15 protein-coding genes are annotated in these 16,207 nt (G+C 69.6%); 4 read left to right on the forward strand and 11 right to left on the reverse strand.

Translation table 11 applies throughout. The annotated features are described in order from the left end of the window. Window positions 1-16 precede the first annotated feature (16 nt). A complete protein-coding gene (locus WBG06_RS25895) occupies window positions 17-1,264 on the reverse strand; it encodes an alpha-hydroxy acid oxidase (RefSeq protein ID WP_336740614.1) in 1,248 nt (415 codons plus the stop codon). Between the two features lie 76 nt (window positions 1,265-1,340). Here WBG06_RS25895 and WBG06_RS25900 point away from each other — a divergent pair, with 76 nt between their 5' ends. From WBG06_RS25900 to WBG06_RS25910, 3 genes are all read left to right on the forward strand, one after another. Continuing rightward, window positions 1,341-2,462, forward strand: a complete 1,122-nt coding sequence (locus WBG06_RS25900; protein WP_336740615.1) for an L-talarate/galactarate dehydratase — start codon at window positions 1,341-1,343, stop codon at window positions 2,460-2,462. Then, window positions 2,459-3,142: a FadR/GntR family transcriptional regulator gene (locus tag WBG06_RS25905; protein ID WP_336740617.1), complete on the forward strand. Its 684-nt coding sequence runs from the start codon at window positions 2,459-2,461 to the stop codon at window positions 3,140-3,142. Before WBG06_RS25900 ends, WBG06_RS25905 begins: the two co-directional genes overlap by 4 nt. A 77-nt stretch (window positions 3,143-3,219) precedes the next feature. Beyond that, complete coding sequence (locus tag WBG06_RS25910) at window positions 3,220-5,064, forward strand: pectate lyase (protein ID WP_336740619.1); 1,845 nt, start codon at window positions 3,220-3,222, stop codon at window positions 5,062-5,064. Window positions 5,065-5,145: 81 nt separating this feature from the next. On the opposite strand, the gene WBG06_RS25915 is transcribed toward WBG06_RS25910, so the two are convergent. The 10 genes from WBG06_RS25915 to WBG06_RS25960 form a co-directional block, all read right to left on the reverse strand. Continuing rightward, window positions 5,146-5,970 carry an NAD-dependent epimerase/dehydratase family protein gene (locus WBG06_RS25915; protein WP_336740621.1) on the reverse strand — a complete coding sequence of 275 codons (825 nt, stop codon included), beginning with the start codon at window positions 5,968-5,970 and terminating at the stop codon, window positions 5,146-5,148. Window positions 5,971-5,996: 26 nt separating this feature from the next. Beyond that, window positions 5,997-7,049 (reverse strand): TRAP transporter substrate-binding protein, encoded by a 1,053-nt coding sequence (locus WBG06_RS25920; protein WP_336740622.1) that lies wholly within the window; start codon window positions 7,047-7,049, stop codon window positions 5,997-5,999. 50 nt (window positions 7,050-7,099) lie between these two features. Beyond that, entirely contained in the window at window positions 7,100-8,395 is a 1,296-nt protein-coding gene (locus tag WBG06_RS25925) for a TRAP transporter large permease (protein ID WP_336740623.1), read from the reverse strand. A gap of 15 nt (window positions 8,396-8,410) precedes the next feature. Beyond that, entirely contained in the window at window positions 8,411-8,926 is a 516-nt protein-coding gene (locus tag WBG06_RS25930; RefSeq protein ID WP_336740624.1) for a TRAP transporter small permease, read from the reverse strand. 4 nt (window positions 8,927-8,930) lie between these two features. Then, entirely contained in the window at window positions 8,931-10,124 is a 1,194-nt protein-coding gene (locus WBG06_RS25935; protein WP_336740625.1) for a hypothetical protein, read from the reverse strand. A gap of 137 nt (window positions 10,125-10,261) precedes the next feature. Then, entirely contained in the window at window positions 10,262-11,533 is a 1,272-nt protein-coding gene (locus WBG06_RS25940; RefSeq protein ID WP_336740626.1) for a glucarate dehydratase family protein, read from the reverse strand. A gap of 5 nt (window positions 11,534-11,538) precedes the next feature. Further along, window positions 11,539-11,934 (reverse strand): universal stress protein, encoded by a 396-nt coding sequence (locus WBG06_RS25945; RefSeq protein WP_336740627.1) that lies wholly within the window; start codon window positions 11,932-11,934, stop codon window positions 11,539-11,541. 12 nt (window positions 11,935-11,946) lie between these two features. Beyond that, complete coding sequence (locus tag WBG06_RS25950; RefSeq protein ID WP_336740628.1) at window positions 11,947-13,482, reverse strand: tripartite tricarboxylate transporter permease; 1,536 nt, start codon at window positions 13,480-13,482, stop codon at window positions 11,947-11,949. 12 nt (window positions 13,483-13,494) lie between these two features. After that, window positions 13,495-14,025, reverse strand: a complete 531-nt coding sequence (locus tag WBG06_RS25955; RefSeq protein WP_336740630.1) for a tripartite tricarboxylate transporter TctB family protein — start codon at window positions 14,023-14,025, stop codon at window positions 13,495-13,497. Window positions 14,026-14,056: 31 nt separating this feature from the next. Next, entirely contained in the window at window positions 14,057-15,052 is a 996-nt protein-coding gene (locus WBG06_RS25960; RefSeq protein ID WP_336740632.1) for a tripartite tricarboxylate transporter substrate binding protein, read from the reverse strand. A 155-nt stretch (window positions 15,053-15,207) separates the two neighbouring features. On the opposite strand from WBG06_RS25960, the gene WBG06_RS25965 reads away from it, so the two are divergent. Then, a complete protein-coding gene (locus WBG06_RS25965) occupies window positions 15,208-16,119 on the forward strand; it encodes a LysR family transcriptional regulator (RefSeq protein WP_336740634.1) in 912 nt (303 codons plus the stop codon). Window positions 16,120-16,207 lie beyond the last annotated feature (88 nt).

The following is a 16,207-nucleotide window of genomic DNA, read 5'->3' on the forward strand; positions in this document are numbered from 1 at the left end:
TCCTCGGTGATGGCGGTCATGCCGACCGCAGCCGTACGTGCTCGGGGCCGATGGCGGCGATGTCCGGGGTGCCGAGCAGGCACATCGCCCGGCGAAGCTCCTCGACCAGCAGCGTGAGGGTGGCATCGACACCCTGGCGCCCACCGACCATCAGGCCGTAGAGGTAGGGGCGGCCGATCAGGACGCCACGGGCGCCGAGACCGAGCGCGGCCACGATGTCGCCGCCGGAGCGTACGCCGGAGTCGAGGTAGACCTCGGTCCGAGCACCCACCGCGTCGACCACAGCCGGCAACAGCTCCAGCGGCACCGGTGCCCGGTCGAGCTGGCGGCCGCCGTGGTTGGAGAGCGCCAGCGCGTCGGCCCCGGCCTCGACACAGGCGACCGCGTCGGCGACCGAGAGCACACCCTTGACCACCACCGGGCCGTCCCAGTGCTCCTTGAGCCAGCCGATGTCGGCGGGCCGGATCGCCTGCTCGCGCAGCTCGTTGGACATCCCCCAGCGGCCGTGGTGCGACCCCTCGGGAAAGGTCGCGAACCGCAGCGGCTCGGTGGTCAGGATGTTGGCGACCCAACCGGGGTGGCGGGCCATGCCCGCGAACGTACGCAGGCTCAGCTGTGGCGGGATCGCGAACCCGTTGAGCTTGTCCTTGCGCTTCATCCCGGTCACGGTCGTGTCGATGGTCAGCATCAGTGCCTCGTAGCCCTGCGCGGTCGCCTCGGCAAGGTGCTCGAGCGTCACAGAACGGTCCTTCATCAGATAGACCTGGAACCAGTTGCGCCCCTGCGGCGCAGCGTCGGCGACATCGGTGATCGAGGTCGTCGCGTACGTCGAGAGCGTGTAGGGCAGCCCGGCGGCGGCCGCCGCCGCGGCGACCGCGCGCTCGCCGGTGTGGTGGCTGAGCCGGGTGTAGCCGGTCGGAGCCAGCACGATGGGCGCCGCGGCGGGCCGCCCGAGGATCGACGTACGCACCTCCGGGTCGCCGACCTGGCCGAAGGCCGTGGGGCGCAGCTCCACGCGGTCGAACGCCTCCCGGTTCCGGCGCATCGCGTGCTCGCCGTCCGAGCCGCCGTCGACGTAGTCCCAGACCGCCGTTGGCACCCGCCGGCGTGCGGCCCGCTCCAGGTCGTCGACGCTGAGACAGCGGGCCAGCCGCCGGTCGGCAGCACGCCACTGGAACGGGCGCGGTCGCAGGAAGGGCGCCAGATCGCGCCATCGGGGGACCTGCCGGACGACTTGCCGGACAACCTGGGAATCGGCGGCCACGCTCTGGACTCCTCACCACTCATCGGATAAGTTCTGAACTTGTCATACAACTTAGCCCATCGAGGAGCATCCCGCCATGGCCGCCGACCGCATCACCTCACTGACTCTCTCCCACGTCGTCCTCCCGCTCGAGAACCCGGTCAGTGACGCCAAGGTGCTCACCGGGCGGCAGAAGCCGCTCACCGAGACCGTGCTGCTCTTCGTCGAGGTGACCACCGAGCAGGGCTTCGAGGGCATGGGCTTCAGCTACTCCAAGCGCGCCGGGGGCCCGGCGCAGTACGCCCACCTCAAGGAGATCGCCCAGGTCGCCATCGGCCAGGACCCCTCCGACATCGCCAAGATCTACGAGTCGCTGATGTGGGCCGGCGCCTCCGTCGGTCGAAGCGGCGTGGCGACCCAGGCCGTGGCCGCCCTCGACGTGGCGCTCTACGATCTCAAGGCGCGCCGCGCCGGCCTGCCCCTGGCCAAGCTGCTCGGCGCCCACCGTGACTCCTGCCGCGTCTACAACACCTCCGGCGGCTTCCTCCAGGCGAGTGTCGAGGAGATCAAGGAGAAGGCCACCGCCTCGCTCGAGGCCGGCATCGGCGGCATCAAGATCAAGGTCGGCCAGCCCGACTGGGCCGAGGACCTGCGCCGCGTCGCCGCCCTGCGCGAGCACCTCGGCGACACCCCGTTCATGGTCGACGCCAACCAGCAGTGGGACCGTGCCCGCGCCCGCCGGATGTGCCGTGAGCTCGAGCAGTTCGACCTGATCTGGATCGAGGAGCCGCTCGACGCCTGGGACGCGGTCGGCCACGCCGACCTGTCGCGTACGTTCGACACCCCGATCGCCACCGGCGAGATGCTGACCTCGGTGCCCGAGCACATGGCGCTCATCGACGCCGGCTACCGCGGCATCGTGCAGCCCGACGCGCCGCGCATCGGCGGGATCACCCCGTTCCTGAAGTTCGCCACCCTCGCCGCCCACGCCGGTCTGGCGCTCGCGCCGCACTACGCGATGGAGATCCACCTGCACCTGGCCGCGGCCTACCCGACCGAGCCGTGGGTCGAGCACTTCGAGTGGCTCAACCCGCTCTTCGAGGAGCGCATCGACATCCACGACGGCCGGATGTGGGTGCCGGACCGTCCGGGCCTCGGCTTCACGCTCAGCGACCAGATGCGCAAGCTCACCGTGGAGACGGCTAAGTTCTCGTCATGACACTTAGCGCCGGGCTCGCCGACCGCGTGGTCTCCGGGATCAAGGACCAGATCCTCGCCGGGGACCTCGCGCCGGGGGCGAAGCTGCCCTCGGAGTCCGACCTGGTCGCGACCTACGGAGTGTCCCGGACGGTCGCGCGCGAGGCGGTCACCCGCCTGCGCGCCGAGGGTCTGGTCGAGACCTTCCAGGGACGCGGCTCCTTCGTCCTGGCGGTGCCCGAGCCCTCGCCGTTCGCGTTGGAGTCCTCCGCGATCCGTACGCAGCACGACGTGCTCGACATGGTCGACTTCCGGCTCGGCGTGGAGTGCGAGGCGGCGGCTCTGGCTGCCGCCCACCTCGACGAGCAGGGCTCGCGCTCGATCGAGGAGGCGCTCGCCGCGCTGGCCACCGCGGGGCCCGACGGCGCGGTCGAGGCCGACTTCGCCTTCCACCGTGCGGTCGCGGCCGCGACCCGCAATCGGTTCTATCTCGACCTGATGGACTCGCTGGGCCCGATGATGATCATGCTGCCGCGCACCCGCCTCGGGGACGCCTACTCGCCCAGCGACACGCTCCATGTCGAGCGGGTGCAGCGCGAGCACGAGAACGTGGCGACGGCGATCCTCTCCGGTGACGTCGACACCGCCCGTGCCGCGATGCGCGTCCATCTGGGCGGCACCCGCAGGCGTCTGCAGCACTGATCCTGCGCGTCCGTGGGCATCGTGCGAGTCGGAATCGGTATTGGCGGCCGGCATGTGAGCCTCGTCACGATAAGAGGATGAACTCACCTGCGAAGAAGTCCCCACCGAGCTCGGCGCTGAGCCGACGTCGACTCGTCCAAGCAGCAACGGCCGCACCGCTCGTCGGCGCCGCGAGCGGCCTCGCCACCGGCGGTCTGACCACCCCTGCCGCAGCCGCCACCGCCGCCTCGACCGACGCCGTCCGCGATGCGATGCTCCGGGCGGCGACCTACATGGACGAGACGGTCTCCTACCAGGGCGCCTACGTCTGGAGCTACCGTCCCGACCTGTCCCTGACCTGGGGCGAGATGGAGGCCCGACGGACCATGTGCTGGGTCCAGCCCCCGGGGACGCCGACCGTCGGGCACGCCCTGCTGGATGCGTACGTCGCGACGGGCGAGAAGCGCTTCCTCGACGCCGCACGCCGCACCGGCCGGGCGCTCGTCCGCGCCCAGCGCCCCGAGGGCGGCTGGAACTACATCCACGACTTCGCGGGCGCGAAGTCGCTGAAGCGGTGGTACGAGTCGATCGGCTTCAACGGCTGGCGTCTGGAGGAGTTCCAGCACCTCTATGACAACTCCACCTTCGACGACGCGGCCACCTCGACCGCCGGCCAGCTGATCCTCCGCCTCCACCTGCTCGACCCGCGCGACCGTGGCTTCCGCCGGTCGCTGAACAAGGTCGTCGACTTCATCACCGACGCCCAGATCAGCGGGGGCGAAGGAGTCGAGCACAGTGGGGACGGTGGCTGGCCGCAGCGGTGGCCGGTCGACCCGAAGGCGACCACAGAGATGCCGTGGCCGAAGAAGCTGCCGTCCTGGCTCCCCGAGGACGCCCGTGAGGGGATGGTCGACGGCGACTACACCCAGCACGTCACCTTCAACGACAACGTCCTCGGCGAGAACATCAAGCTCCTGCTGATGTGCGTCGTCTCGCTGGGCCGCGACGACCTGGTCGAGCCCGTGCGCCGCGCCATGGAGTGCGTACGCCGCATGCAGCAGCCTGCACCGCAGGCCGGCTGGGGCCTCCAGCACCTCGCCGAGGACCGGGACGGTCGCCCGGCCGGCGCGGTGGCGGCCGGGCGCTCCTACGAGCCGCGTGCGCTCACCACCCACACCACGCAGACCAACATCGAGCAGCTCTTCACCTACTTCCAGCTCACCGGCGACCGTACGTTCCTCGACGGGGTCCCGGCAGCGCTGGACTGGCTCGCCAGCTGCCGGCTGACCGCCCAGCAGAAGGCCGAGAACCCGCTGATCGCGAGCCGGACGCACCCGACCTTTGTCGAGCCGGGGACCAACCGGGCGCTGTTCGTGCACCGGTTCGGCTCGAACATCGAGAACGGTGCCTACTACTACGACTACGACCACCGCGACACGCTCAGCCACTACTCCGGCGGTCGTTCGGTGCCGGAGGCGCGACTGCGCTCGGAGTACGACCGGCTGATGGCGCTCACGGACGCCGAGGTCGCCGACCTGGTGGCCCGATCGCCGCTGACGCCGGGGGATCCCTACGACCTGCCGCCGTTCTTCTCGCTGCACGACCTGGGCCTGCTCGAGCTGCTGCGCGGCACCTCCCACGAGGTCGACCGGCCCGACGACGCCGAGGTCGCAACGGTGCTCGCCGATCTCGGCGAGAAGGACTATTGGCTCTCCGCCGCCGAGGCGATCACCAACCCGTTCCGTGGCCCGGGGACCAAGCACCCCTACGACGGCAAGGCCTACATGAGCAAGCACGTCGGGGACACCTTCGACACCTCGCCGTACCCGTCGAACAACCCGCCGGCGGTGCCGCCCTACCAGTCGGCCGAGCCGCCCCAGCTGATCAACACCTCGACCTTCGTCGAGAACCTCGGGACGCTGATCCGCGCGTCAGCCTCCTGAGCGCCCCCAGATAAGAACCCAAGTAAAAGAGGAACGGGTGGCCCGGCGATCGCCGGGCCACCCGTTCCCCATGGGGGCCTGTTACTTCTCCTGGGGCTCACCCAGCGGTGTGAAGCAGAACTTCCCGCCGGCCAGCCGCTCCTCCGGCCCCTGCGGACCGTCGTCGACACCATCACCGAGCAGCTCGGCGGCGAAGATCTCGGAGTCGTCCTGCGGGTGGTAGCCGATCGCCTCGCCGGCCTCCAGCGACCACCAGTTGCGGGTGTTGCGGGAGATGCCCCACACCACCCGGTAGCCGGGTTCGGGAGTCGCCAGGCACGCCTCGAGGAGCCGGGCGCCGTCGTCGGGCGACATCCACGTCCACAGCGAGCGGCGGTCCCACGGCTTCTCGAAGCACGAGCCGATCCGCAGCGCGGTCACATCGATGCCGTAGCGGTCGTGGAAGAGGCTCCCGAGGGCCTCGATCGCGACCTTGCTGACGCCGTAGTAGGTGTCGGGCCGGGGGAAGACGTCCGCCGGGAGCCCGCCCTCCGGTGCCGAGTCGATGTCGTAGAAGCCCGTCGCGTGGTTGCTCGAGGCGAGCACGACGCGACGTACGCCGGCGTCCCGGGCGGCCTCGAGGACCACCCGGGTGCCGTCGATGTTCGCCGAGAGGATGTCGGCCCAGGGCCCCTCGACGCTGATGCCACCCAGGTGGATGATCGCGTCCACGCCCTCGCAGGCGGCGCGTATCGCCGCCTCGTCGGTCACCGACGCCTCGATGATCTCGACGGCCTCGCCCTCGGCGGGAGGCTCGGGACGTACGACGTCGAGGAGGCGGAGCACCCGGCCCTCACGGGCGAGGCGGGGGCGCATCAGCCGCCCGACGACGCCGTTGGCGCCGGTGATGAGTACGGTCTCGGACATGGTTCCTTCCGGTTGGGTGGGATTGATCAGGCGGTGCGGAGCTCTTCGACGGCGTCGAGGTACTCGCCCAGGTCGGCACCGTGCTTGTCGATGACCGACGTGGTCGCCTCGCGCCACGGGGTGAGGTCGGTGATCTCGTTGATCGTGACGCCCTCACCACGGAGCTTCTCGAGGTCGGCGTCGACCTGCGCGTCCCACTTCTCGCGCTGGAAGGGAGCAGCCTCGGCGGCGGCCTTCTGCAGGGCCTCCTGGTCCTTGGCGTCGAGCCCGTCGAAGGTGTCCTTGTTGATGAGCAGCACCTCGGCCACGCGCATGTGCCGGTCCAGGGTGTAGTTCTTCGCGACCTCGTAGTGGGAGGCGGAGTAGTAGGACGGCTCGTTGTTCTCGGCGCCGTCGAGCAGCCCGCTCTGCAGCGAGCTGTAGACCTCGCCGTAGTCCATCGGCGTGGGGGAGCCGCCGAGCGCCTTGATGAAGTCGATCTGCACCTGCGACTCCTGGACCCGGATCTTGAGCCCCTTGACGTCCGCCGGTGCCTTGATCGGCTTCTTCGAGGTGTAGAAGCTGCGGGCACCGGGGTCGAAGTAGCCCAGCCCCTTGAAGCCGGCTCCTTCGGTCTCGGCGAGCAGCTTCTTGCCGCTCTCGCTCTCCAGGAAGCGCCACAGGTGGTCGGCGTCGTCGAAGAGGTACGGCAGGCTGAACAGCCCCATCGCCGGGACGAACTCGCCCATCGGGGCCGAGCTGATCCGGGTCATCTCGATCGAGCCCATCTGCACCTGCTCGATGGCGTCGGACTCCTCGCCGAGCTGGGCGTTGGGGTAGACCTGGATCTTGATCCGGCCGTCGCTGTACTTCTCGGCCAGCTCGGCGAACTTCTTGTCACCCAGCGTGGTCGGGTAGTCGTCGGGGTGGGTCTCGGCGAGCTTGAAGGTCTTCGACCCTCCGCCGCCACCGCCGCTGCCGGCGAGGGAGCCGCCGCCACAGGCGCTGAGGGCGAGACCGCCGGCGACGGCCGCGGCGCCGAAGGCGCCTGCCTTGAACAGGGATCGCCGGGCGACCGGCGTGGGGGATGAGGTGTTCATGGTTGGTTCCTTTCGATGGTGACTACTTGACCGAGCTCGTTGGCCCGAGCTCACTGACCGAGCGCATCGGGGAGGGCGAGAGAGAAGAACGGGACGTAGGTGATCAGCATCAGGACGATGAGCATCGGGATCAGGAAGAGTCCGACGGTCTTGATGACCTGCTCGATGGTCGTACGCCCGATGGCACAGCCGACGAAGAGCACGTTGCCGACCGGCGGGGTGATCAGGCCGATGGCCAGGTTGAGGACCAGCATGATCCCGAACTGGACCGGGTCCATGCCGAGCCCGGTGGCGACCGGCAGCAGGATCGGCGTCATGATCACGATCAGTGGTGCCATGTCCATGATCGCGCCGAGCGCGAGCAGCAGCAGGTTGATCAGCAGCAGCACCACGACGACGTTGTCGGAGATGCCGAGCAGCGCGTCGGTGGCCAGCGCCGGCACCTGCAGGAAGGCCAGGAAGTAGCCGAACGCGCCTGCGGCCGCGATGATGAACAGCACCACGCCGAGGGTGCGCAGGCTGCTCTGCAGGATCGGCACCATCGCCTTGAGCGGGATGTCGCGGTAGACGAAGAACGTCAGGATGAAGGCGTACAGGCAGGCGATCGCCGCCGACTCGGTCGCGGTGAAGAGGCCGCTGAGGATACCGCCGAGGATGATCACCGGCATCAGCAGGCTGAGCAGCCCGTCACTGATGATCTTCGGGACGTCCTTGAGCGGGACCAGCTCCTCCTTCGGGTAGCCGCGCTTGACCGCCAGGATGTAGGCCAGGGTCATCAGCGACGCGCCGAGCAGGATGCCCGGGACGATGCCGGCGGTGAACAGCGCGCCGATCGAGACGCCGCCGGCGGCCATCGAGTAGATGATCAGGTTGTGGCTCGGCGGGATCATGACCGCCTGGGTCGCGCCGGAGACGGTGACCGCGACGGCGTAGTCGGTGTCGTAGCCGCGCTTCTTCATCATCGGGATGGTCACCGAGCCGATCGCGGAGACGTCCGCGACCGAGGAGCCGGACAGCGCGCCGAAGAAGGTCGAGGCGCCGATGTTGACCATCCCCAGGCCGCCGCGTACCCAGCCGACGAGCAGGCCGGCCAGGGCGATCAGGCGCCGGGAGATGCCGCCCGCGCCCATGATCTCGCCGCCGAGGATGAAGAACGGGATCGCGAGCAGGGCGAAGGTGTCGAGACCGGCGACCATCCGCTGGCCGACGATGGTCAGCGGAAGGCCGATGTAGAGGGCCTCGAAGATGGCAGCCAGGGCAAGGGCGAGGGCCACCGGCACGCGGAGCAGGATCAGGACGACGAAGCTGCCCAGCAGGATGGTGATGGCAAGGGGGTCGATAGGCATGGGGGAACTCCCGGCTCAGTCGATCTCGTCGGACTCGGCGTACCGCTGGGTGCTGATGCCGAAGGCCTGGAGGACGGTGTAGAGGATGAGCATGGCGCCGGCGACCGGCATCATGACGTAGAGGACGCTGCGGGGCAGGCCGGTGCCGGGCAGCGTCGCGGCCATGGCGTCGGCGACGAACTGGCTGCCCTGGACGATCAGGAAGAGGCCGAAGGCGAGCAGCAGGGCCTGGACGACGCGGTCGATGACCGACTGCAGCGTCGCGGGGAACTTGTCCACCAGGAAGGTGACCGCGATGTGGGCGCCCTCGCGGAAGCCGATCGTGGCACCGAGGAAGCCGATCCAGACCAGGAGGATGCGGGCGCTCTCCTCGCTCCAGCTGGGGGAGTTGCTCAGCAGCTCGCGGCTGAAGACCTGCCAGAGCACGATCAGCAGCGTGGCCACCAGGCACAGGATGCAGAAGATCTCGAAGACGAGGTCGACCGCGCGCCAGGCACGGTGGAAGGTCCCGTTCTCGTTGTGTGTCGTCATACCGTCAGTCCTCGTCGTGGCGGTGGTGGGGGACCTCGGTGGCGGCGGCGAGCAGGTGCTGCCTGTCTGCGCCCGCCAGACCGAGGTGGTAGAGGTGGATCTGGTCGATCCCGGCGTCGACCAGGGCCCGCACGTGGCCACCGAAGGCGTCTTCGGTGGTGGGCGGGAGAACAGTGACGTACGCCGCGGCGAGCGCCTTGCCTGCGACCGCCTCGACGAGCCGGCGGCCGGTCTCCACCGACGCCTCGGTGGTCGGCCAGCAGAAGGAGACGACCAGGTCGACATCGTCGGCCGTGGTCGGGGTGAGCCCGGGGCTGGCGCCGGTGGCCCAGGGGTCGGGCTGGGCGTGCAGGGCGATCTCGGTGACCTCGGGCGCAGCCTCTCGGACGGCCGCGATCACCCGGTGGCGGAGCTCGTCGGCCGCCGCGTGGCGGGAGTCCAGGAGCGTGGCCAGGGTCTTGTCGTCGATGCTCGCGCCGGGATCGACGCCGGTGGCGGTGCGCAGAGCCGCGACCGTGGCCTCGGCGTCGAGGGCACGGGCGGCCCAGTCCTCGCGGCACCCGGCGCAGCAGCAGATCGAGAGCAGCTGCTGAGCAGCGGCGTCATAGGCGCCGTCGGTCTTCTCGTGGTGGCCGCCGTGGCCGAAGCCGAGCTGGCCGCAGGCCTCCAGGATGACCGCGGTGGTCGGGGTGTCGCGGACGGCCTCGGCGGCGAGGGTCTCCGCGTAGCGACGGACGTCCTCGTGGCGGGCGCACAGCGCGTAGGGGTACGGCTCGTCCCAGCAGTTGACCACCGCGAGGTCGGGGTGGGCTTCACCGAGGAGCGTGGAGTGGGTCAGCACGATCCACGCGGCGACCTCGAGGCCCGCCTCGGTGAGGAGGGCGGCGGCCTCGCCGTAGGGGTCCTCGGCGTCGACCCAGCTGGCCGGCGGCGGCACCAACCGGGCGCCGTCCCAGGCCTCGGCGCGCACCGGGCGGTAGAGCGCCGCGCTGCGGGCCTCGACGATCCGGTGCTCCGGGTGGAGCGGGGTCGCGGCGCGGGTGGTGTGGTAGGCAGCTGCGAGGGCGACCCGGGAGACGCCGAGGTCTCGGGCGCGAGCTGCGAAGGTGGGATCGCCGACTACGTCCCAGGGATAGGCGTAGCCGACGACCGGAACCGGCGGTATCGCCTCGGTCGCGCCTGCATCGTTCTGTGTCACCGGTGGCTGCTCCTGGCTCGTCGTTCTGTGACTGGGCCCACGTGTGGCCCTGGTCACAGGAGACTGTCAGGATTGGCGATTCATGTCCAAGCCGAATATCGCATTAGACGATACCGTGAAGGTATCGTGACGATGGGTCACCAGCGCGAGGTGTTCGGCGTGAATCCCGGGTCGATCGTCCGCATGTAGACGGTGTCCTCACGGCGGCGTACCCCGCAGCCGAGGTACTGCTCGTGCAGCTCGCCCAGCAGGTCCCGGTCGAGCTCGACACCCAACCCCGGACCCGTCGGCACCGCGATCGTGCCGTCATCGAAGTCGAGCACCCCGGAGCGTACGATGTCCTGCGTCTTCCATGGATAGTGGGTGTCGCAGGCGTAGGTCAGGTTGGGAGTCGCGGCGGCCAGATGGACCATCGCGGCCAGGGAGACGCCGAGGTGGGAGTTGCTGTGCATCGACAGCCCCATCCCGAAGGTGTCGGTGATCCCGCCCAGCAGCGCCGAGCGCCGTAGCCCGCCCCACAGATGGTGGTCGGAGAGCACGATCTGGACCGAGTCGGCCGCGATCGCGGGCTTGAGGTGCTCGAAGGCGATCACGCACATGTTGGTCGCCAGCGGTACGTCGGTGCGCGCTGCGACCTCGGCCATCCCCTCGATGCCGGGGGTGGGGTCCTCGAGATACTCCACGATCCCGGCGAGCCGCTCGGCGACCTTCACCGACGTCTCCGGCGTCCATGCGCCGTTGGGGTCCAGCCGCAGTGGCAGGTCGGGGAAGGCGGCGCGCAGCGCCTCGATCGCGGCGCACTCCTCGTCGGGATGGAAGACCCCGCCCTTGAGCTTGAGCGAGCCGAAGCCCCAGCCGTCGACCATCCGTCTCGCCTGGGCGACGATCTGGTCGGGGTCGAGCGCTTCGCCCCAGTCGTCGTCGGGCCCGTTGTCGGTAGAGCCCGGATGGCCGGCCCACTTGTAGAACAGATAACCGCTGAACGGCACCCGGTCGCGCACGGCACCGCCGAGCAGGTCGCTGACCGGTCGCCCGGCCTCGCGGCCGACCAGATCCAGGCAGGCGACCTCGAAAGGGGAGTAGACGGTGTCGACCGCGGAGGAGACATCGAGCATGCCGCCGAAAGAGGCGCCGGCCCCGCCGGTCTCCTTGCCGAGCACGTCGATGACGAGCCGGCGCAGGGCGTGGATGTCGTAGGGGTCCTGTCCGGGCAGGACAGCCGCTACGGCGTCGAGGCGGGCGAGGTGGGTCTCGTCGGCGTACGTCTCGCCGAGACCGACCAGGCCGGTGTCGGTGTGGAGCTCGACGATCGCTCGCAGCGCCCAGGGCTGGTGGACGCCGACGACGTTGAGCAGCGGCGGGTCGGCGAACGCCACCGGCGTGACGACGACCTTCGATATCCGGCTCATCCGGCTCATGCGGTGGGCTTGACCGCGAGGACCGGCACGCCGGCATCGAGCAGGATGCGCTGGGCGTCGCTGCCCAGCAGCGCCTTGCCGACCGGCGAGCGGCGGCGCAGGCCGATCACGATCAGCCGGGCGCCGGTCGAGGCGACCAGTGCCTCGAAGGTCTCCACGATGTCGGAGCCGTGCGTGGTGTGGTCGACACGGGCGGTCACGCCCGCGGCGGTGGCGCGGGCGACCAGCTCGGCGGCGGTGGTCTCGTCGACCAGGTCGGCGTCGACGGTGGCGCCGCGGCGCGGGCTGTTGACGATGACGACGTCGTCGCCGCGGGCCGCCGCCTCGGCCAGGCCGGCCTCGAGGGCCGCCTCACCGACCGGGGTGGGTACGTAGCCGATCAGGATGGTCATGGGGTGCCTCTCTCAGCGGGTCGGGGTGTCGGCGTGGTCGCGGTCGGCGGGGGCCGCCGCGGTGGCGGCCCGGCGCCGGGCGAGGATCGCCTTCGCGGCCGGCCAGAGCGCCACCAGCACGAAGGCGGCCAGGATGGTGCCGGAGATCGGGCGGGTGAAGAACCCGGTCGGGTCGCCGTCGAAGATCAGCATCGAGCGGCGGAAGCCGTCCTCCACGATCGATCCCAGGACGAAGGCGAGCACCAGCGGGCCGGGCTCGAAGCCGACCTTCTTCATCAGGTAGCCGATCACGCCGAAGACGATCATCACGAAGATGTCGAAGGTCGAGTTGTTGATCGTGTAGACGCCCAGGATCGTGATCAGGGCCGTGACCGGCGCCAGGATCGCCGGGCGCACCCGCAGGATCCGGACGAAGATGCCGACCAGCGGGATGCTCAGGACGAGCAGGATCAAGTTCCCGATGTACATCGAGTTGATGACGCCCCAGAACAGGTCGGGACGCTCCTCGACCAGCTGCGGCCCGGGGGAGATGCCGAGGATCAGCAGGGCACCGAAGAGCATCGCCATCGAGGCGTTGGCCGGGATGCCGAGGGTCAGCAGCGGGATGAACGACGAGGTCGCGGCGGCGTTGTTGGCGGTCTCGGGGGCTGCGACGCCCTCGATGGCGCCGCGCCCGAAGCGCTCGGGGTGCTTCGAGATCCGCTTCTCCGTGGCGTACGCAGCCAGGGAGGACATCACCGCGCCACCGCCGGGCAGCACGCCCAGGACGAAGCCGATCAGCGAGCCGCGGCCGATGGCGCCGGAGGACTGCTTGAGATCCTTGCGGGAGGGCCAGATGTTGGCGACGGCGGCCGGCACGTGCGGCTTCCCGTGCCGCTCCTCGAGGTTGTAGAGGATCTCGCCGACCCCGAAGAGACCCATCGCGACGACCACGAAGTCGATGCCCTCGGTGAGCTGCAGGCTGCCGAAGGTGAAGCGCTCGGCACCGGTGAAGCTGTCGCGGCCGACGGTGGCCAGCAGCAGACCGAGCGCGGCGGCGATCATGGCCTTGAGCTTGTTGCCGTTGCCGATGGTGGCGACCAGGAGGACGCCCAGCAGGGCCAGTGCGGCGTATTCCGGGTCGCCGAAGCTGAGCGCCCATCCGGCGATCAGCGGGGCCACCAGGGTCAGGCCGAGGATCGAGACGGTCGCGCCGACGAAGGAGCCGATCGCGGCGATGCCGAGGGCCGTCCCGGCCTTGCCCTGCTTGGCGAGGGCGAAGCCGTCGAAGACCGTGACGACCGAGGAGGCCTCGCCCGGCAGCCGGAGCAGGACCGAGGTGATCGTGCCGCCGTACTGGGCGCCGTAGTAGATGCCGGCCAGCATGATGATCGCGGAGACCGGGTCGATGCTGTAGGTGATCGGCAGCAGGATGGCGATCGTGGCCGCCGGCCCGAGGCCGGGGAGCACGCCGATCAGCATGCCGATGAGCACGCCGATCAGGCAGTAGAGCAGGTTCTGCGGTTCGGTGACGAGCGAGAAGCCGTCGAGGAATGCGTTGACGTCCACTGGAGGCTCCGCTCAGAACAGGTGGGGCAGCGGGATGCGCAGCCCGTAGAGGAACAGGAAGTAGAAGGCGGCGACCGTGACGACCGAGGTGATGATCGTGCTGCGCCACGACTCGCCGCCGAGGAACCTCAGCCAGACGACGCACAGCAGCAGCGACGGGATCTCGAAGCCGATCACGGGCATCAGCACGGCGAGCCCGATGAAGGTGACCAGGCCGACAGCGGGCAGCACGCTGGAGCGGGTGAACTTCTCGCTGTCGGTCAGCCCGCGGCCCACGACGAGCAGCGCCGCGGCCATCGCGGTGATGGCGATGCTGACGATGAACGGCCACATGCCGGCGCCGGGCTGGCGCAGCGTACCCAGGCCGTAGCCGTAGGAGAGCACCGCGCCGCCGATGCCGACGACGAGCGCGACGAGCGCACCCGCGACCTGATAGGCAGGTCCGCCCGCAGGAGGACGTTCCTCCTCCAGCTCATGGGCCACCTCGGCCTGGATCTCGGCCAGGATGTCCTGGTCAGGGGAGGGGGTACGTTCGTCGCTCATCGTCATGCCTTCGTCGTGTGGGGGCCGCAGGTCAGCTTGCGCCGAGGTTCAGTCCGTACTGCTCGACCATGTCGGCGAACCGCTTCTTGTCCTCCTCGAGCTGGGCCACCACCTCGTCGCCGGAGATCTCCATCGGGGTGAGGCTGTTCTGCTTGTTGAAGGCCTGGTAGTCCTCGGTCTTGAACGTCGCCTGCATCGCCTCGGCGATGGTGTCCTTGACGTTGTCCGGGGTGCCCTTCGGGACGGTCATGAAGCGGTACTGCGCGACCTCGACGTCGAGGCCCTGCTCCTTGGCGGTCGGGACGTCGGGAAGATACTCCACCCGCTCGGGGCCGAAGACGCTGAGCGGGGTCAGCTTGCCGGACTCGATGTTCTCGATCGCCTCGCCGACCTGGATGCAGGCGGTGTCGACCTGGTTGCCGAGCACTGCGGTCAGGGCCGGTGCGCCGCCGTCGAACGGCACGGCCTCGGCCTGGACGCCGCTGGAGCCGAAGGTCAGGCCGCAGGAGAGCTGGGAGCCGGTGCCGACGCCGGTGGTGCCGTAGGTCACCTTCGCCTTGGCGGCCTTGATGTCGTCGAGCGTCTTGAAGCCGCTCTTGGGGCCGGCGACCATGACGTAGTCGTCGCGGGAGACGCCCTGGACGACATCGAAGTCGTCGAGGCTGGTCGCCTCATCCGGGCTGACGGCCAGCGGCGTGATGGCGAACAGCGAGGCGTTCTGGATGGCGATGGTCTGGCCGTCGGCCTTCGCCTTGGCGACCTTGTTGGCGGCGAGCGCGCCGTTGGCGCCCTCCTGGTTGATCACCGGGAACGAGGCGCCGAGCTCGTCGGAGAGACCCTTGGAGACCGCGCGGCTGATCAGGTCGCTGGAACCACCGGCCGAGGCACCGACGTACATCTCGACGTTGCCGGAGGGGTACTCCTCACCGTCGCCACCGCCTCCGGTCGTGTTCGAGACCCCGCAGGCGGAGAGGGCCAGAGCCGCGACACCCGCGGTTGCGGCGAGAAGGTGGGTGGTCGTACGCATCGTTGCTCCTAGATCCTGGTTGTCGGGCCGATTCATCAGAATGGGGGTGGCCCGACGGCGTGTGACCACCGACACTATGAGGCTTGGCGATACCGGTCCAAGCCCGATTCGGCATAGAGTGTTCCACTTGGTGCATCGTGGTCTACGCTGGCACGATGATCACGCTCGACCAGGTGCGTTCGTTCGTCGCGGTCGCCGAGGAGCTCCACTTCGGCCGAGCGGCCGAGCGGCTGCGGATGACGCAGCCGCCGCTGTCGCGTCAGATCCAGAAGCTGGAGAAGTCGGTCGGTGCGCAGCTGCTCGAGCGGGACAACCGCCGGGTCGCTCTGACGGGTGCCGGAGCGGCGTTCCTGGACGAGGCCTACCGGATGCTCAATCTGGTGGAGAGCGCTGGTGACCTGGCCCGACGGGTCGACGCGGGCGCTGCTGGTGTAGTCCGTCTCGGCTTCACCGCTGTCTCGGCCATCTCGATCCTGGGGCCGCTCCTGCGCCGCCTCACCGTCGAGGTCCCGGACGTCGAGGTACGCCTCTCCGAACGGGTCACCCTCGCCCAGGTCGACGGCATCCGCCACGGCGAGATCGACATCGGCCTCGCGCGCCCGCCGTTCGACACCGAGCTGCTCTCCTCGCGGGTCATCTCCCGGGAGCCGCTGATGGCCGTGCTGCCCCAGGGTCACCGGCTGGCCGAGCTGGATCGTCCGCTGACCCCGCAGGACTTCGAGGGCGAGCCCGTCATCGGCTACCACCCGCAGCAGTCCCGCTACTTCCACGAGCTCTCCGTACGCTTCCTGGCCAACGCCCACCCCCGCATCGAGCAGCGGGTCCACCAGGTCCTCACCGCCATGCTCCTGGTCTCCGCCGGCCGTGGCGTCGGCTTCGCCCCGGTCTCCGCCAGTTCCCTGCACGTCGAAGGCGTCATCTTCCGCCCCATCGAGCATGGTGGCGGCGACACTCGTCTCGACAAGGACCCGGAGCGGCCGGTCGAGCTGCACGCTATCTGGGCTCGGGGGTCTGTCAGTCCGGTGGTGCGGCGGGTGCTTGATGTGATCGTCGAGGTCAGTCGTTAGGCCTTGGTAGTTCGGTGTTGGTCGTGTCGCTGGGGCTGGGCCGCCGACCCGTTGTGGATGGTGTTCTCGCCGGGTCCCGGAGTCAAGG

It is taken from the genome of Nocardioides sp. CCNWLW239, assembly GCF_037137035.1.
Taxonomy (GTDB): Bacteria; Actinomycetota; Actinomycetes; order Propionibacteriales; family Nocardioidaceae; genus Nocardioides.